This window comes from Sporofaciens sp. St.21A7, assembly GCF_059728535.1.
The window spans coordinates 2,724,525-2,742,444 of record NZ_BAAGFN010000001.1 but is presented as its reverse complement, the minus strand read 5'-3'; the positions used below and the strand labels follow the sequence as shown (position 1 = coordinate 2,742,444).

Sequence of the window (17,920 nt, the reverse complement as noted above, 5' to 3'; positions counted from 1 at the left end):
CAAAGTGTTATTCCACAGATGGAAACAGGGAGGCTGTTTGAGATAAAGATATCCGCAAAAAAGAGGAGGCAATATGTCAAGGACTGTAGGAATTGGCCATCAGAATTTTGAAAAATTGATAACAAATGATTACTTTTATATTGATAAAACGAAGTTCATTAAAGAATGGTGGGAAAGCGGGGATGAAGTCACACTGATTACCCGCCCAAGGCGTTTCGGAAAGACGCTGACTTTGAGCATGGTGGAGAATTTTTTTTCCGGCTCTGATGCAGGCTTTTTGCATACTGGCAGAAACAGTCTGTTTCAGGGGCTTGCGATCTGGGAGGAGGAAAAGTACCGGGGACTACAGGGAACCTGGCCAGTGATCTTTTTAAGTTTTGCAAAGGTGAAAGAAATATCCTTTCGGAATGCAAGGCAGAAGATCTGCCAGCTCATAAAGAATCTCTATAATAAATGTGATTTTCTGCTGGAAGGCAACTATTTGAATGAAGATGAAAAAAAGGCATATCGGGATATATCTGCTGACATGGACGATTATCTCGCATCGGAATCCCTGTCGAATCTTTCCGATTATCTAATGCGTTATTACGGAAAAAAGGTTATCATACTTCTGGATGAATATGATACGCCGATGCATGAAGCCTATGTAGGCGGATACTGGAATGAGATGGTTTCTTTTATCAGGAATCTGTTCAATTCCACGTTTAAGTCCAACCCTTATCTGGAACGCGCACTGATGACAGGGATCACGCGGGTCAGCAAGGAGTCTGTTTTTTCTGACCTAAACAATTTAGAGGTGGTGACTACGATCTCTGAAAAATATGAGGATTCTTTCGGCTTTACCCAGGAGGAGGTCTGGGAGGCCCTGAAAGAATATGGGCTGTATGAGCAGCGGGAGCAGGTGCGGCGCTGGTATGACGGCTTTACCTTCGGCAAAAAGCCAGACATCTATAATCCCTGGTCGATCATCAATTATCTGGACAAACGCCGTTTCTCCCCATACTGGGCCAACACCAGCAGCAACGGCCTGGTGGGGAAGCTGATCCAAGAAGGCAGCCCGGATTTGAAGATTGCCATGGAAGATCTGCTTTCCGGCAAACCGCTCCATGCACAGATTGACGAGCAGGTGGTATTTAGTATGCTGGATGCCGACGAAAATGCGGTCTGGAGCCTGCTTCTGGCAAGCGGATATCTGCGGGTAGAGCAGTTTGTGTTTTCCGACAGCGGATATCCGGAATGCAGATTAAAGCTGACCAACTGGGAAGTTACTGTGATGTTCAGGAGGATGGTGGCCCAATGGTTTAGGCGGCCGGCTTCTGCCTCTGCATATAATACATTCATCAAAGCGTTTCTGTTGGGGGATGTGGATGCTATGAATACTTATATAAACCGGGTGGCTTCCGCTTCCTTTAGTTACTTCGATACCGGCAAAAATCCTTCTGAGGAGACGGAGCCTGAACGTTTTTACCATGGTTTCGTGCTTGGGCTGATGGTTGAACTGGAGGACAAGTACAGGATCACATCCAACCGAGAGAGCGGCTTCGGAAGATATGATGTGGTGCTGGAGCCTCTCCTGCCTTCGGAAGACGCTGCGATTATCGAATTCAAGGTCTGTAACGCAAAAAAGAAGCAGTCTTTAGAGGATGCCGTAGCAGAAGCATTAGAGCAGATTGAGCGGATGCAGTACGCTGCGGACTTGGAAGCAAAAGGGATTCCGCAAGAGAGAATCCGGAAATATGGTTTTGCATTTGAAGGAAAGAAGATTTTGATCGGATAGTTTCTTCCGATGCATTAAAACCGTATCAGGAGAGCAAAATATTGGATATAAGGGTATCTTCTATAAATTTTTACGGTAACGGGAAAGGGATTTAGGCTGTGCTGCTGGAGATTGACTACTGCATATCATTAATGCAACTTCAAAAATATTCTGACACCGAGCTGTGTCAGTTATTCATATACGCAAGCCGGGATAAGAACGATATTTTCCGGGCAGACTGCACGTACCGGATGTGCATTATGGAACTCAACCGGAGGAACCATGACCGATGGCCCTATGAGATGGACGTGATTTCTTATGTCAATATTTATGACGAAGACGGGGAGCTTATCTTCGGGTACGGCAGGCAGTATCAGATGTTCATTATCCAAGGGGCCGTTTTGGTGTATGACGACGGCTGGGTTCCTTATCTGTTCAGCAGCAGGGAAGAGGATATTAGATGCATATGGAAATATTTCTGCGTGTCGCGGGAGGATAAATCGTGTTCGGAGAGGATTACGAGTTAAGGATTACGAAAGGATGGCTAATAGATAAATCAAATATTTAATTTATTTATATAGGAAATATCAATTTGAACATTCCTGATTTCGCCGGGGAAAAATGTTGCCAGCATGGCGACAAACCCCAAGATTCTGCTTCTTGACGAACCGCTGTCCAATCTGGATGCCAATCTTCGGCTAAAGATGCGGGAGGAGTTGAAAAGCCTTCAGAGGAAACTGGGGATCACGATGATTTTCGTGACCCATGACCAGGAAGAAGCGTTAAATATTGCAGACAGGATTGCAATTATGGAGAAGGGGGAACTCATACAGTACGATACGCCTATGAATATCTACCACAATCCTGCCAATGATTTTGTGCGGGGATTTTTGAAGATGGATGAACTTGTATGGGCGCAGGATGGGACTCTTATGAAGGTAATTAAGAAGATTTGAGAGAGATTGTGCTATTAGAGGCAGGAGATGTTCGGGTCTCCTGCTTTTATCTTGTTATTCCGGATTTCTTATGTTAAAATTGCAGATAAAGTGTTGTTTATGGAAGGAGTGGGAAGGGATATGGACAGTATGGATAAAAGTTTTGACATTTTTTTCTTTGATCTGGATGGGACATTGACGGAATCTTCACTGGGAATTACGAATTCGGTCATTTACGCCCTGAAAAAATTTGGAATCGAAGAGACGGACCGCACGAAGCTCTACTCCTTTATCGGGCCGCCGCTGACGGATTCTTTTGAAAAATTCTGTGGTTTTACAAAAGAACAATGTGCAGAAGCGGTCCGATATTACAGAGAATATTACCGTGAAAAGGGAATTTTTGAGAACCATGTCTACGACGGGATGGAAGAGGTGTTAAAGGAGCTTAAAAGGCGGGGGAAGACGCTGGTGGTGGCGACTTCCAAGCCGGAACCATTTGCGCGTCAGATTATCGAACATTTTGGGCTGGATCCATATTTTGACTATGTGGCAGGAATGGAACTTTCCGGCGGACGCGGCACGAAGGAAGAGGTCATCCGTTATGCGCTTTGTGCCTGTAAGATTGCGGACAAGTCCAAAGTGTTGATGGTGGGAGACCGGGAGCATGATGTGTTCGGGGCGCACGCCGCAGGAATGGAATGTCTGGGGATTCTATATGGATTTGGGACAAGGGAAGAACTTGTAAGCGCAGGTGCAGATTATATTGGAGAGACTGTGGAGGGGATTCTTAGGTTTTCATAAGAGAGAACCTTTTGGAAGAATGTCAGAAAGATTAGGAGGATGAAAAGAGTCTAATGAAGAAAACGATTTTCGTATTGCTGGATGCATGCCAGTACGAAGCCGGAACCAGAAATCTAGGATATCTTGAGCATTTGATTGATTATAAAATGGGTTCCAAATACAAGGTAAGAGGTGAGCTGCCCTCTTTATCAAGGCCTATATATGCCACGTTGCTCACCGGCCTGCCGGTCTGCGGGCATGGAATCACGTCCAATGGGACGGTCAGGACCTTACAGGGTGAGAATCTGTTTTCCATGTGCAAGGCGGCGGGAGGAGTTACGGCGGCAGCAGCATACCATTGGATGAGTGAATTGTATAATGAAGCAGCTTTTAAAAAGCATGAGGACAGAATCCGGATTCGGAAGGGCGGCATGATTGACGCGGGAATTTTTTACTGGGCAGACGATTATCCGGACTCTCATCTTTTTGCAGACGGGGAGTACCTGCGAAAGGAGTTCGACCCGGATTTCCTCTTATACCATTCTATGGGAATTGACTTTTGGGGACATCGAAAAGGGGCGGGAAGCCCGGAATATGAGAGCGCCATAGCGAATGCAGATTCGATTCTGTCCCCATTGATGGAGGTATGGCGAAAGGAAGGGTATCAGGTTGTCATTACTGCGGATCATGGGATGAATGTACTTGGAAACCACGGCGGCACGGATACTGCCCAAAGGGACGTCCCTCTGTACATTTTCAGTGATGCAGTCAAGTGCGGAAGGTTTGAGGAGGAATACATTTCACAGCTTTGCGTAGCTCCGCTTCTGTGCCGTCTGCTGGGGATACCGCCTGCCGAGAATATGGTGGGGTTGTCGGAAATTCAGTTGGCAGCAAAATAGGAAAATAATTATGTTTTTGCTTGACAAAGGGAATAGATATTGTTATGATAAAAAAACAGAACGCACTCTGTTTTTTGTATAGGAAAGAAAGAGGTGCATTATGCAAAGAGTTTATTCATTGATTGTTGACAATACCACAGGAGTCTTGAGCCGGATATCCGGGCTTTTCAGCAGACGGGGATATAGTATTGACAGTATCACTGCCGGCGTGACGGCAGATCCGAGATTTACGAGGATTACCATTGTTGCGTCAGGGGACGAGCTGATTCTTGCACAGATTGAGAAGCAGGTAAGGAAACTGGAAGACGTGGTAGAAATTAAGGTGCTGAAGCCTGAGGAGTCTGTGTACCGCGAGCTGATTATGATTAAGGTACGGGCAAATAAGGCGGAGCGGTCGGAGATTATCTCTGTGGCGGATATTTTCCGCGCTAAGATCGTGGACGTAGAGAATGATTCCCTGATGATTGAGTTGACGGGGAACCAGTCGAAGCTGGAAGCATTTTTGAACCTGTTAGACGGATATGAGATTCTGGAACTTGCCAGGACAGGGATTACCGGGCTGTCCCGCGGGAGCAAGGATGTTACATATATAGACTGAACTTGCATGCCCTGAGGGCAGGCGGGCTTTGCCCGATAAAGTATGTAAAACAGGAATTCAGCTTTCATGAGCTATTTTTCTGTTTCACAATATTATTTCAACATATTTCATTTTTTAATGTAGGAGGAATGCTAAAATGGCAAAGATTTATTACCAGGAAGATTGTAATTTATCATTACTGGAAGGAAAGACGATTGCGGTAATCGGTTACGGAAGCCAGGGACATGCCCATGCCCTGAATGCAAAGGAGTCCGGCTGCCATGTAATTATTGGCCTGTACGAGGGCAGTAAGTCCTGGGCAAAGGCCGAGGCCCAGGGATTCGAGGTCTATACGGCGGCAGAGGCGGCAAAGAAGGCTGATATTATCATGATTCTGATCAATGACGAGTTACAGGCAGCTATGTATGAGAAGGATATTGCACCGAATCTGGAAGAAGGAAACATGCTGATGTTCGCCCATGGTTTTGCGATTCATTTCGGACAGATCGTGCCTCCGGCAGGCGTGGATGTAACGATGATTGCGCCTAAGGGACCGGGACATACGGTAAGAAGCGAGTATCAGGCCGGCAAGGGTGTTCCGTGTCTGGTAGCGGTAGAGCAGGATGCTTCCGGCAAGGCTCTTGACAAGGCTTTAGCATATGCTCTGGCAATCGGCGGGGCAAGGGCAGGCGTCCTTGAGACAGATTTCCGTACGGAGACCGAGACAGACCTCTTCGGCGAGCAGGCGGTTCTGTGCGGCGGTGTCTGCGCATTGATGCAGGCAGGTTTCGAGACTCTTGTTGAGGCGGGATATGACCCGAGAAACGCTTACTTTGAGTGTATCCATGAGATGAAGTTGATTGTAGATTTGATTTACCAGTCCGGATTTGCGGGAATGAGATATTCTATCTCCAATACGGCTGAGTACGGCGATTATATTACCGGACCGAAGATTATTACAGAGGATACTAAGAAGGCGATGAAGAAGATTCTGTCCGATATCCAGGACGGAAGCTTTGCCAAGGAATGGCTGACGGAGAACAAGGTGGGAGCGCCGCATTTCCGTGCCATGAGAAGAAATGCTGCGGAGCATGAGTGCGAGAAGATCGGCGAGGAGCTTCGTAAGCTGTATAGCTGGAGCGATGAGGATAAGCTGGTTAATAATTAATACTTGCGCGGCTTAGCTAGTACACCGAATAATAAGTAACCAGCCATATAACTTGTCTGATTTTCCATCTGCGTCGTTGTCGTCAATCGGCGTAGCACCCACTACGCCTCATTTCTCCGCCTTGCATATGAAAAATCATCCTGCGTTATATGGCTAGGAACTTATTTTTCGGTGTACTAGAATGATAGGGCGCACATCCTGAATGAGTGGAAGGATGTGCGTCTTTTGAAATCTTCATTTTTATGTTAAGTATGTTCCGTTGAAGCCGATATATAGATATATAGATACCTCTGATGTGGGAAAGGAGCGGATGAATATATGGATATTGCAGGATTATCATCAGTTATGTCTATGGAAAAGTTACAGATGAATGTTGGATATGCCATGATGGCTAAAGTCATGGACGCCATGGAGATGTCAACCGAAGCGATGGCTGAGATGATGGATGCGGCGGCGCAAGTCTCAGGCGGTGCATCGATACCGGGGCTGGGAGAGAATATCGACATACTTGTCTAATGTATCGTGTCAGCATAAGAAGGTTTTGCAAGGAGCGAGACCGTACAGGGAGCGAATCTGAAGGTTATGGGAATCTTCGGGTTCGTTTTTTTAAGCATCCGAACTCGAAATTTGTAGAAAGTTGCGAACTGTTTTACTATATTCCGACAGCAAAATCCGTTACAATAGATACAGGATTATTTAAGGGGGATAAGGGAAAATGCGTGAGAAGGAGCTATCGATTTGTATCTGGATTCATCATATAGCAACACTGATTGGCATATCGGAAGGTATGTATTATCTGTTGGCGGGAAAGCAGCGATTTTGGAGAAGCTGCGGGGTATTCTTGCTCACGGTTCTTCAATCATGGGCAGGAATAAAGATTATGGCTGATTTAAAAAGGGGCAAGTCAAGGCTGGACGACAGTTACCGTAATCTGGAAAAGATAAAAAGCAGCAGGAGACAGAGACAGGGGATTTTGTGGGGGATGGCGCTGGCGTCCACATTGTTCAAGGTCTTGCCGGTGCGTTTATTGGGACAATGAAACATGCGTTCCAATGCATATTCCCTTTTACGCCCGCATAAACTACTGTAAAATCCATGAATGGCATTTTTATGAGACCGAAAAGACAGAGACAGGAAGAGGAGAGTCATCCTTTCAGGAATAAAATTGCGGAATTGTCAGAGCTGCCCAAAGACGTAGCCTTAGGCATGCCAATCCTGACCGTCACCGGGCAGATGGAGCTGTGCCTTGAGAACTACAGGGGAATTCTCGAATACACAGATTCTCTGGTGCGCATCCAGACCAGGACCGGGCAGATCCGTATTACCGGCCAAAAACTTCAGGTAGTCTATTACACCAACGATGAGATGAAAGTGACCGGCCATATACAGTCTATTGAATATCAGCGGTAATAAGGAGGTACGACATTGCTGTTAAAAACGATCCGATACATCAAAGGATACATCCGCATCCGGATTACAGGATACTCAACCGAGCGATTCTTAAATGCGTGCAGCCATAAGGGGATTGTATTGTGGGGGCTTACGCCGGTAAACCGTGCATATGAGATGAACATAGAGACAAAGGGATTCCGGCAGCTAAAACCGATTATCAGGAAGACGGGAACAAAAGTAGTGATTGTGGGGCGGTTCGGTCTTCCTTTTTTTTTACATAAATACCGCAAACGGAAATTATTTTTTGCAGGGGCTTTCCTTTCTGTGGCTCTCATATTTCTCATGTCCAGATATATCTGGAACATCGACATCCGAGGGAACCTTTCCTACACGGACGAGACGCTTCTTCGTTTCCTTGCAAGTACCGAAGTGACCAATGGGATGCCTGTGTCCGAGGTGGACTGCGCAAGGATTGTAAAAGACATCCGTAAGGAATATAATGACATTATCTGGGTTTCTGCTTCCATCAAGGGTACACGGCTGATCATACAGGTGAAGGAGAACGAGGATTCCCTTCCTGCCATGGATATGGCTGGGACGGCTGGGGCGGAGTCTGAGCTGGGGGAGGCGGGAAACGGGGAGGCTCAGGCCATGGACATTGTTGCCGACCAGGACTGCGTCATCACCCGAATCGTCCCCCGCAGCGGAATCCCAATGGTAAAGGAAGGGCAGGAGGTGAAGGCAGGGGATCTTCTGGTGTCCGGGCAGGTGCCGGTGTTAGACGACGCAGGGACCGTGATTGCCTACCAGTACCATAAGGCGGACGCAGACATTCAGGGGAGAACGTCCGTCGAATATCTGGATGAGACAGATCTGGCTTATATGGTAAAGGAATACATGGATGTTGAAAAAATAGAGTATACCCTGAAAATCGGCAGCTACTTCCTACGGTTCGGCTCAATCCGGAATTCTTATGATACATGGGAAATGAACGGGTCCGAGAAACAATTGTGCATCGGTGAGAATTTCTACCTTCCCGTTATCTGCGACAAGAGAACGGCAAGGCCCTACCGCCCTCAGGAGAAAAAATATTCAAAAAAAGAGCTTCAAAAGATATTAAGCGCAAATTTTCAGCGATATTGTAAAGATTTGGATAAAAAGGGGGTAGAAATTATTGAGAATAATGTTAAAATATACACAGGGTCAAAAAAAGCCGAGGCAAGGGGGACGCTGACTGTCCTTACGCCCATCGGGACATTGGCCCAATCTCAATTACTGGAAATCCCGGTAATCGAAGAACAGGACGAGACAGGAGAGTAGCGGATGGGATTAATGGAGGCAGTCATCGACATACCGACAGAACATGAGGCGAACGTGTTCGGCCAGTTTGATGTTTTTGCGAAGAAGATAGAACGGACGCTTCACGTAACCTTTATCGCAAGGGGCGAGAGCGTGAAGATTATGGGGGAAGCGGCGAACGTGGAGAAGGCGAAGAAAGTCCTTGTCCAGCTTGTGGGGCTGTCAAGAAGGGGCAGCACGATTCAGGAGCAGAATGTGGACTATACCCTTGCCCTTGCCATGGAGGACAGCAAGGAGAGTATCCTGGAGATTGACGCGGACATCATCTGCCATACTTTGCAGGGCAAGCCGATTAAGCCTAAGACATTGGGACAGAAAGCATACGTGGACGCGCTGCGCAGGCAGATGATTGTATTCGGCTTAGGACCGGCGGGTACGGGAAAGACCTATCTTGCCATGGCGATGGCAATCACTGCGTTCCGCAACAATGAGGTGGGAAGGATCATCCTGACGAGGCCCGCCATAGAAGCAGGTGAGAAACTGGGTTTCCTGCCCGGGGACCTGCAAAGCAAGATAGACCCCTATCTTCGTCCCTTATATGACGCGCTGTACCAGATTATGGGGGCGGAAAGTTTTCTGAAGAATTCGGAGCGGGGGCTGATTGAGGTTGCACCCCTTGCATATATGAGAGGCAGGACCCTTGATAATGCCTATATCATTCTGGATGAGGCGCAGAATACGACGCCTGCCCAGATGAAGATGTTCCTGACGAGAATCGGGTTCGGCTCAAAGGTGGCTGTGACGGGGGACACGTCACAGAAGGATCTTCCCGCCGGACAGGTATCCGGGCTTGACGTGGCGGTTTCCGTCCTCAAAAATATTGACGATATTGCAATCTGCAGCCTGACCAGTAAGGACGTGGTGCGGCACCCGCTGGTGCAAAAAATCGTGAAGGCGTACGAGGAGTACGAGAATCGCAGCCGGGGAAGAGACGGCGGCATGAAGCGGAACAGGGAAGGCAGCAGAGAGAAAAGGAGAAGATCATGACACTTTATTTTGAAGAAGAGGGAGAAATTACACTCCCCCTAAAGTGCCGCGAGATTGCAAAGAAGGTGGTAGAAACAGCCCTGGATGTGTTAAATTGCCCCTACGAGGCGCAGGTGAGCCTGCTGCTTACGATGAATGCACAGATACAGGAGATGAACCGGGAATTCCGGGGAATGGATAAGCCTACGGACGTGCTTTCTTTTCCTATGATTGAATATACGGAGCCGGGGGAGTTTGATTTTCTTGAGGAGAGGGACGACTGCTTTGACCCGGAGACGGGTGAGCTTGCGCTGGGTGACATCGTTATTTCCAAAGAAAAGGTCATTGCACAGGCGGAAGAATACGGGCATTCCCTCCTGCGGGAATTTGCGTTTCTAACCGTACATTCCGTCCTCCACCTGGCCGGGTACGACCATATGGAAGAGGCCGGGCGTCGTGCCATGGAGGCGAAGCAGGATGAAATCATGGATGTCCTGAAAATATTACGATAAGAGGGAGCATTTTATGGCTGAACGACGAAGAAAAAGAGACAAGAATTTTCTGGTCCAGGGTTCCATACTGGCGTTTGCAGGTGTGATTACCAAGATTATTGGAGCCGTTTACCGGATTCCGCTTACGAATACCGTAGGCACGGAAGGAATGGGGTACTATAACGTAGCCTTTTCCATCTATACCATTGCCCTGATGCTTACCTCTTACAGCCTTCCGCTGGCCGTCTCGAAGCTGGTGTCGGCTCGGGTGGCTGTGGGGCAGTACCGGAACGCCTTCAAGGTGTTCAAATGTGCGATGATGTTCGCAGTGGTTGCAAGCGGCGTGGTTTCGCTGGCGATTTTTTTCGGCGCTGAATTTATTGCGGATACGCTGATGTCCATGGATTTAAGCGTCTATGCCCTGCGTGTCCTTGCGCCCTGTATTTTTGTGGTAGCGCTTTTGGGGGTAATCCGAGGATTCTTTCAGGGAAATGGCTCCATGATGCCTACTGCGTTTTCTCAGGTAATCGAGCAGATTGTGAATGCGGTCGCTTCCATCGTGGGAGCTTATCTGCTTCTGAAGACGGGGATGGAGGTTGCGAAGACAAGAGGAGATGATTCCTACGGCCCGGCCTATGCGGCGGCAGGTGGCACGGTGGGAACAATCATGGGGGCGTTTGTCGCCCTGCTGTTTGTGTTCGTGGTGTTTATCGCATACTATCAGTTGTTCCGCAAGAAGATGCGCAGGGACAAAAGCAGGAAGAGAGAGAGTTACCAGAAGATTTACCGGGTGCTGTTCCTGACCATTGCGCCGGTTATTTTGAGTGCGACGGTTTACAATATCAGCGACTTTCTGGATACTGCGATTTTCAATAATATTATGGCGGCCCAAGGGTATAAGAAGACGGAGTACGCAAGCCTCATGGGTATCTTTGGGAGCCAGTTCAACACGTTAATCAACGTGCCGCTGTCTGTGGCGACGGCCCTTGCCGCGTCATTGATCCCAAGCCTGGTGGCCACAGTGCAGACAGGAAGCCGCAAGCAGGTACATAACAAGATCAATACGGCGATTCGGTTCAATATGATGATTGCAATCCCCTGTGCCGTGGGGCTTACGATTCTGGCAAAGCCTTTAATGGATCTTCTGTTCTATACGGAAGATAACACGACGGCGGCGCTGATGCTGCAGCTTGGGGCTGTCTCCGTGGTATTTTTCTGTCCGTCTACATTGACGAATTCGGTACTTCAGGGGTTGGACGATATGATGACGCCTGTGAAGAATTCTTCGATAGCGCTGGCGGTCCATGTAGTTTCTCTGCTTGTGATGCTGATTGCATTCAAATGGAACATTTACGCCGTAGTGATGAGCAGGACCGTTTTTGCGGCCACGGTCTATATGCTGAACTGCCATGCGCTGCGGGAGCGGATCGGCTATGTGCAAGAGCGGAAGCGGACGTTCATTATACCGACAGTGGCATCGGGGATCATGGGAGCAGTGGCAGTGATTGTACATTTGCTTTTCGAGCTGTTTGCGGGGACAAGGATTGCGACAATATTTGCATTGCTGGCGGCGGTTCCTGCCTATGGCATTGCGTTGGTGCTGCTTGGCGGCGTGACGGAAGAAGAGATTGAAGGGATGCCAAAGGGAGCGGCGCTTCTTACTCTTTGCCGGAAAATGCATTTATTTAGGGATGTTTATCATTAAATTGAAGTTTTGGTATAAAAAATGAAAAAATGACCGATACTGTACTTAAAAAGGAGTTGTCCTTATGAGAAATAAGTTAGGTATCGGTTTTTTTGCGGTTATGATTGTGGCGTTGATGTTGGTCACAGGAGCTTACCAGTTAAGCTACCAGAGGGCGAAGGAGCAGATGGAGGTCAAGATGCAGGCAGCACAAGAGACTCGGGCAGAGGGGAGCCAGAAGGAAGACGCTTCTTCCGTAAACCCGGACCCTGCTTCTGTCGCGGCAGACGGACAGGCGTTGAAAGAAGATTGCTATTACCTGATGGAGGTAAACGGATATGTTGTGGTCTATCTAAGCGACAAAAAGACGCCTTATGAGTATACGGATATCAAGTATGACGACCTTCCGGCGGAACTTAGGGATGAGATCCGGAATGGGAAATATGTGGAGGATGCCAAGTCTCTCTATGGGTTCCTGGAGAATTATTCCAGCTAAGGTGCAAATCATTTGTAGACTTTCGGGGGAAGATAGTGTAAGATAGGATGAAGGCAAAGACAGTTTCAAAAAAGATACGGGCAGGCGTTATCAGATGATTTCATGGATTGGGAAGCTTGTAGGATAACGCCCTATGGAGGAAGCGGCTATGGATGAACAGAAAATTGCGAGGATCAACGAATTGTACCATAAGTCAAAGTCGGAAGGGCTGACAGACGAGGAGCGCAAAGAGCAGCAGGTCTTACGGAGGGAGTATGTGGATTCGTTTAAGCGAAATCTGCGCGGTCAGTTAGACCAGATTTCGATTCAGGAAGTGGATGGTTCGATTACGAACCTGGGTGAGAAGTTTGGAATCAAAGAAGGAAATTAGGCAGAGAATCCGGCGGGAACGGGCGAGGATGGACAAAGAACGCTGGATTCAGGATACGGACAGGATTGCCGCCGCCGTAATCAGCCATCCGTGGTTTTTAAGGGAGAGGGATCTCTATATTTTTATAGATTGTAAAGGGGAGGTCGGGACAGGCAGGATCATAGCGGCGGCATTTGAAAGAGGGAAGAATGTGTGGGTTCCCCGCGTAGAGGGGGATGCCATGCTTTTTTGCCGTATACGGGGGATGGATGAGTTAAAACCCGGTACATATGGGATTTTAGAGCCCACAGGGATGGAAAGCCCCAAGGGGGAAGAGGGGCTGATGGTCATGCCGGGGGTGGCGTTTGATGAAGCCTGCCACCGTGTGGGATATGGCGGCGGCTTTTATGACAGGTATCTTGCGAAACATCGGAAGCTGCGCAGGATGGCGGTTGGTTTTGAGTTTCAGGTGTTGGATGAGGTGCCCTGTGAGGAACATGACGTATGCCCGGAGATTCTGGTTACGGAGCGAAGGGTGATTGGAGCAGCGAGTGATTGGAGTGGAGAGTATATGCAGAATGGATTACCGAAAGATCCTGTGATGATGTTAAGCGTTGTGAATACGAAGCTGAGGGATGTGTATCATACGTTGGATGATTTGTGCCTGGATATGGGCGTGGAGAAAGAGGAGATTGTAAGGAAGTTAAAAGGGATTGGTTACGAATATGACGGGGAGAGGCGGCAGTTCGTATAATGGTATCAGGTGTTTGTGCCTGATGTAATCCCTGAACCGGAGGAATTAGAAGCCATAACGTGTGAGTAAACCAGATTCTGAAAAGATATGAGAGGAGTGAGGATAGAGAGAGGTTATGGAAAGAAACATAAGTGTTATAAAAGATGTGAATGGAAATCAGATTGTAGTAATAAATGACATACGTTTTAAAGGCAGACAGAATATTGACTGGGATGAGGTTGAGCAGTATTTAAAGCTATATGTTGGAGAATTTGTAGAAATTGCTGAAAGTAAAGAAATCATATATATAGGCAATGATCTTCCAGATGAATACACAGGATCCAATTATACGGCAAAGTTGAAAGGTACTCTTGCAAAGGCGAAAGCTAATGCTGCACAAGGAATTCCTGAGATGGTTGAGATTGCCGAAAATAAGAGATTCCGGGAAAATTTGGCGAAAAAGCATGATAAAAATGCCAGATTTGGCTGGTACCGATATGATTCTCGATTTGCCCTTCCGATTTTTGATGACGATGGAGAAGTTTTGCGTTATAATGTGTTTCATGTGGAACTTGTTATAAGACATGCAATGGATGGGAAATTGTATCTATATGACATCATAAATATAAAAAAAGAAACGAGTACCCCGCTTGAACCATAGGCTGTACGGTTAAAAACTCATTTCTTATTTTTATTATATGATAGAAAGGGAAAAAAGTCAAGAGAAATGTATAACGAAATTCATTTAGATAAAATAGATATAGCTGAAGAGCCGCCGATAGAGGAACCGGCCAGACAATACTATTTCATGGCAAAATGCCGGGAGTGGGTAAAAGACTTTGAGCAAAAAAACGGCCGTTTGCCCAGTGCATGTGTAACGACCTTCGGGTGCCAGATGAATGCCCGTGATTCCGAGAAGTTAAGGGGAATCTTAAAAGAGATCGGTTATGCGGAAAGCCCGGAAGAGCAGGCGGACTTTGTCATCTATAACACCTGTACGGTCCGTGAGAATGCCAACACCCGCGTATACGGAAGGCTTGGGCAGATGAAGCCGCAAAAGAAGAAGAATCCCCATATGATGATTGGGCTTTGCGGCTGTATGATGCAGGAGCCGGAAGTGATAGAAAAGTTAAAGAAGAGCTACGGGTTTGTGGATATTATTTTCGGAACCCACAATATCTATAAGTTTGCGGAATTGGTGGCAACCCGCCTTGAGTCGGGACGGATGGTAATTGATATCTGGAAAGATACGGACAAGATTGTGGAGAATCTTCCGAACCAACGGAAATACGGGTTTAAGTCAGGGATCAATATTATGTTTGGCTGCAATAATTTTTGCAGCTATTGTATCGTTCCCTATGTGCGGGGACGGGAGCGGAGCCGGGACCCTCAGGCGATTATCCGGGAAATCAGGCGGCTTGTGGCGGACGGCGTAAGCGAAGTGATGCTCCTTGGACAGAATGTGAACTCCTATGGAAAGACGTTGGATACGCCTATGACATTTGCCGGGCTTTTGCAGGAGATTGAGAAGATTGACGGGCTTAGGAGGATAAGGTTCATGACGTCCCACCCTAAGGATCTGTCCGACGAGTTAATCGAGGTGATGGGACGTTCTAAGAAAATCTGCCGGCATCTGCATCTTCCCGTCCAGTCGGGGAGCACGGATATCCTGACGAAGATGAACCGGCGCTATACGAAGGAACAGTATCTTGAGCTGGTTAGAAAGATTCGTAAGGCTGTGCCGGACATTTCCCTGACTACGGATATTATCGTGGGATTTCCGGGAGAGACGGAAGCGGACTTTGAAGAAACCCTCGACGTGGTCAGGAAAGTGAGGTATGACAGCGCTTTTACATTTATCTACTCGAAACGGACGGGGACGCCTGCCGCCGTGATGGAGGAGCAGGTGCCAAAGGATGTGATTAAGGAGCGGTTCGATCGGCTGCTTGGCGAGGTGCAGGCGATTGCGGCAGAGACTTGTGCAGTCCATGAAGGGACGGTGCAGGAGGCGCTGGTAGAGGATATATGCAGCCACGACCCAGAGATGGTGACAGGAAGGCTTGGCAATAACCTGTTAGTGCATTTCCATGGGGGGAAGGAATTAATCGGGCAGTATGTGGATGTGGCTCTTACGGAGTGCAGAGGGTTTTATTATATTGGAGAGATGGATGCGATACGGAAAAATCCATAGATAGAATGGGGTTGTCGAGATTTCCCGACAACCCCTTAATTGTGATTTATTGTGTAACAAATGCTTTCAGTAAATGATAAGTATTCATCATGCCATCCGTATGGGAACGCTCATAATTGTGGGAAGCATATACGCCGGGACCAATCAGTCCATGGCGGATGTCATATCCGCTTTTCAGCGATGCATCCGCGTCGGAGGTATAATGTGGGTAGACGTCAACTGCATAATCAAGCTCGTACTCCTTGGCAAGTTCGACCAGTTTTGTGGTTAACTCATAATCATAAGGTCCCACAGAATCCTTCGCACAGATGGAAACCATATGCTCCGTACAATCCAGGCCGTCTCCCACGCATCCCATGTCTACGGAAAGCACTTCCTTTGTGTCAGAGGGAAGGCAGGAAGCGCCGTGCCCCACTTCTTCATAGACTGTGAACAGAAGCGTGACCTTGCGGCCCAGGGTAATCTCACCTGCCTGTACTGCCTTGGCAAGCCCCAGGAGAATGGCGGCGGAAAGCTTGTCATCCAAAAAACGGCTCTTGATATAGCCGCTGTCAGTTATGACTGTGCGTGGGTCCATTGCAATAAAGTCTCCGTTGTGGATTCCCAGCTTCTTCACTCCCTTTTTGGAATGGACGTTCTCATCCAGCAGAATCTCCATATGGTGTTCCGTCTTTTCCTTCTTCTTGTCAGCCACATGCGCCGAAGGTTCCGTATTTAGGACTACGCCTGTATAGGTCTGTCCGTCGCGGGTATGTACGGTACAATTCTCGCCGTCGCAGGTGTCCCATTGATGCCCGCCGATGGTGGTCGGGCGAAGATGCCCGTTATCCTTGATTTTCCGTACCATGGCCCCAAGCGTATCCAGATGCGCAGAGAGGACGAGCGGATTTCCGGAGCCGCCGAGAGTTACTGTTACGTTTCCTTTGTTTGAACGCTCCGGCTGGTATCCAAGGTCACGTAGTTTCCCCATTACGTGGTCTGTAATCCTTTGGGTATATCCGGAAGGACTTGGAATCGATGTAAGTGTTGATAATTGTTCTAAAATATAGTCTTTCATATAAAATCCCCCTTTTAGATTGGAAATAAAATATAGTATTTACTATAATAATCTATTTTCTGGAAAGATGCAAGACCTGTTGCGAAAAAATTCAAAAAATAGTATAATTTTCTTATCATAAGAAAGAGCAGGATACAGGACAAATGGAAACGGATATCATCACGCAGATTGACAAGCATTATCTGTCTATGACGAAGAAACAGAGGCAGGTTGCAGACTATATCAAAGAAAATATTGATACCATGTCGTTCATTACTTTGAAGGAGATGAGCAAAGAGCTGGGTATCACGGAGATTACGATTCTGAATGCATGCAAGGTTCTGGGGTATAATAGTTTTAATGAGGTAAAGTATGAGGTGCGTAAGTATATCAACGTCAATCGGAGGATGGTTTTGTACAGCCAGAATGATTATTTTAACATTACACTGCCGGAGTATGAGCTGAGCGATAAGGAACGGCTGCTGACGGAAATCTGTCTGGAAGAGAGGGGATTAATGGACGAATATGTCAGGAATTTTGACAGCCGGCAGATTATGGAGGCTGCAAGGCTTTTCCTTGAAGGTTCTAAGATTATATTATGTGGGAGGGGAATGTCATATATCCTCTGTCAGTGGCTTGCTTCAGACCTTGGGGGCGTACAGATCCCGACCATGATCACAAACCCGGAACTGAATGAAAGTGTTTTTGCAACGCTGCCTGCGATTGGCGCGGATACGCTGCTTGTGGCGATTTCCTTTCCGGATTATTATTTTATGACGGAACAGATCGCCAGATATGCGAAAAAGAAGAGGGCAAAGGTACTTAGCATCACAGACAGCCCGGAAGCGGGAGTGGTGAAGTATGCAGATATGTTCCTGACGGTCCGCAGTACGACGCGGATGTTCTTGAATACGGCATCTGCGCCCATGGCGCTGATCAATCTGCTTGTATCGGCGATAAAGATTGAAAGCGGTATTGAGGCAGGGAGCATCGGGCAGGAATTCGGGAAGCTTTTTGTCTGACCGTATAATTTGGGTAAGGAATATCATGTCTGCTATAGTAAGATAATATATGGCAAGATGTTTTTCGTAAAAATTGACAAATATTG

Annotated in this window: 21 protein-coding genes and 1 pseudogene; 21 read left to right on the top strand and 1 reads right to left on the bottom strand. The window is 47.4% G+C overall.

The window, feature by feature from the left end; all coding sequences use genetic code 11:
- Positions 1–73: 73 nt before the first annotated feature.
- The 20 genes and pseudogenes from AC6I3O_RS13470 to miaB all read left to right on the top strand — a co-directional run bounded on the left by AC6I3O_RS13470 (position 74) and on the right by miaB (position 15,776).
- The gene (locus AC6I3O_RS13470) at positions 74–1,777 is read left to right on the top strand and encodes an AAA family ATPase (protein ID WP_497851334.1); all 1,704 of its coding nucleotides are present in this window, start codon (positions 74–76) and stop codon (positions 1,775–1,777) included.
- Positions 1,778–1,875: 98 nt separating this feature from the next.
- Positions 1,876–2,283 carry a hypothetical protein gene (locus AC6I3O_RS13465; RefSeq protein WP_497851333.1) on the top strand — a complete coding sequence of 136 codons (408 nt, stop codon included), beginning with the start codon at positions 1,876–1,878 and terminating at the stop codon, positions 2,281–2,283.
- A 105-nt stretch (positions 2,284–2,388) separates the two neighbouring features.
- On the top strand, positions 2,389–2,712 hold the full coding sequence (locus AC6I3O_RS13460; protein ID WP_497851332.1) for a hypothetical protein: 324 nt from the start codon (positions 2,389–2,391) through the stop codon (positions 2,710–2,712).
- 129 nt (positions 2,713–2,841) lie between these two features.
- Entirely contained in the window at positions 2,842–3,492 is a 651-nt protein-coding gene (locus AC6I3O_RS13455) for an HAD family hydrolase (protein ID WP_497853475.1), read from the top strand.
- Positions 3,493–3,545: 53 nt separating this feature from the next.
- On the top strand, positions 3,546–4,370 hold the full coding sequence (locus AC6I3O_RS13450) for an alkaline phosphatase family protein (protein ID WP_497851331.1): 825 nt from the start codon (positions 3,546–3,548) through the stop codon (positions 4,368–4,370).
- A 100-nt stretch (positions 4,371–4,470) separates the two neighbouring features.
- Positions 4,471–4,968 carry an acetolactate synthase small subunit gene (gene ilvN / locus AC6I3O_RS13445; RefSeq protein ID WP_497851330.1) on the top strand — a complete coding sequence of 166 codons (498 nt, stop codon included), beginning with the start codon at positions 4,471–4,473 and terminating at the stop codon, positions 4,966–4,968.
- Positions 4,969–5,104: 136 nt separating this feature from the next.
- Positions 5,105–6,115, top strand: coding sequence for a ketol-acid reductoisomerase (gene ilvC, locus AC6I3O_RS13440; RefSeq protein ID WP_172490560.1), 1,011 nt, complete (start codon positions 5,105–5,107; stop codon positions 6,113–6,115).
- Positions 6,116–6,433: 318 nt separating this feature from the next.
- On the top strand, positions 6,434–6,631 hold the full coding sequence (locus tag AC6I3O_RS13435) for a YjfB family protein (protein ID WP_497851329.1): 198 nt from the start codon (positions 6,434–6,436) through the stop codon (positions 6,629–6,631).
- Between the two features lie 199 nt (positions 6,632–6,830).
- Complete coding sequence (locus AC6I3O_RS13430; protein ID WP_497851328.1) at positions 6,831–7,154, top strand: hypothetical protein; 324 nt, start codon at positions 6,831–6,833, stop codon at positions 7,152–7,154.
- A 71-nt stretch (positions 7,155–7,225) separates the two neighbouring features.
- A complete protein-coding gene (gene yqfC, locus AC6I3O_RS13425; RefSeq protein ID WP_497851327.1) occupies positions 7,226–7,525 on the top strand; it encodes a sporulation protein YqfC in 300 nt (99 codons plus the stop codon).
- Between the two features lie 15 nt (positions 7,526–7,540).
- A complete protein-coding gene (locus tag AC6I3O_RS13420) occupies positions 7,541–8,827 on the top strand; it encodes a sporulation protein YqfD (protein WP_497851326.1) in 1,287 nt (428 codons plus the stop codon).
- A 3-nt stretch (positions 8,828–8,830) separates the two neighbouring features.
- On the top strand, positions 8,831–9,853 hold the full coding sequence (locus AC6I3O_RS13415; RefSeq protein WP_497851325.1) for a PhoH family protein: 1,023 nt from the start codon (positions 8,831–8,833) through the stop codon (positions 9,851–9,853).
- Positions 9,850–10,344, top strand: coding sequence for an rRNA maturation RNase YbeY (gene ybeY / locus AC6I3O_RS13410; RefSeq protein WP_497851324.1), 495 nt, complete (start codon positions 9,850–9,852; stop codon positions 10,342–10,344). The genes AC6I3O_RS13415 and ybeY overlap by 4 nt, the downstream gene beginning before the upstream one ends.
- A 13-nt stretch (positions 10,345–10,357) precedes the next feature.
- Positions 10,358–12,028 (top strand): putative polysaccharide biosynthesis protein, encoded by a 1,671-nt coding sequence (locus tag AC6I3O_RS13405; protein ID WP_497851323.1) that lies wholly within the window; start codon positions 10,358–10,360, stop codon positions 12,026–12,028.
- 64 nt (positions 12,029–12,092) lie between these two features.
- Entirely contained in the window at positions 12,093–12,503 is a 411-nt protein-coding gene (locus AC6I3O_RS13400; protein ID WP_497851322.1) for a hypothetical protein, read from the top strand.
- A 148-nt stretch (positions 12,504–12,651) separates the two neighbouring features.
- Positions 12,652–12,873, top strand: a complete 222-nt coding sequence (locus AC6I3O_RS13395; RefSeq protein WP_497851321.1) for a DUF896 domain-containing protein — start codon at positions 12,652–12,654, stop codon at positions 12,871–12,873.
- Positions 12,821–13,321, top strand: a pseudogene (locus tag AC6I3O_RS13390) (5-formyltetrahydrofolate cyclo-ligase); the annotation flags it as partial. The gene AC6I3O_RS13395 and the pseudogene AC6I3O_RS13390, both read left to right, overlap by 53 nt.
- Before the next feature lie 102 nt (positions 13,322–13,423).
- On the top strand, positions 13,424–13,606 hold the full coding sequence (locus AC6I3O_RS13385) for a DUF4250 domain-containing protein (RefSeq protein ID WP_497853474.1): 183 nt from the start codon (positions 13,424–13,426) through the stop codon (positions 13,604–13,606).
- 115 nt (positions 13,607–13,721) lie between these two features.
- Entirely contained in the window at positions 13,722–14,246 is a 525-nt protein-coding gene (locus tag AC6I3O_RS13380) for a hypothetical protein (RefSeq protein WP_497851320.1), read from the top strand.
- A 66-nt stretch (positions 14,247–14,312) separates the two neighbouring features.
- A complete protein-coding gene (miaB, locus tag AC6I3O_RS13375; protein ID WP_497851319.1) occupies positions 14,313–15,776 on the top strand; it encodes a tRNA (N6-isopentenyl adenosine(37)-C2)-methylthiotransferase MiaB in 1,464 nt (487 codons plus the stop codon).
- Positions 15,777–15,822: 46 nt separating this feature from the next.
- On the opposite strand, the gene AC6I3O_RS13370 is transcribed toward miaB, so the two are convergent.
- Positions 15,823–16,833, bottom strand: coding sequence for a M42 family metallopeptidase (locus AC6I3O_RS13370; RefSeq protein WP_497851318.1), 1,011 nt, complete (start codon positions 16,831–16,833; stop codon positions 15,823–15,825).
- Between the two features lie 143 nt (positions 16,834–16,976).
- On the opposite strand from AC6I3O_RS13370, the gene AC6I3O_RS13365 reads away from it, so the two are divergent.
- Positions 16,977–17,834 carry a MurR/RpiR family transcriptional regulator gene (locus tag AC6I3O_RS13365; protein ID WP_497851317.1) on the top strand — a complete coding sequence of 286 codons (858 nt, stop codon included), beginning with the start codon at positions 16,977–16,979 and terminating at the stop codon, positions 17,832–17,834.
- Positions 17,835–17,920: the final 86 nt, after the last annotated feature.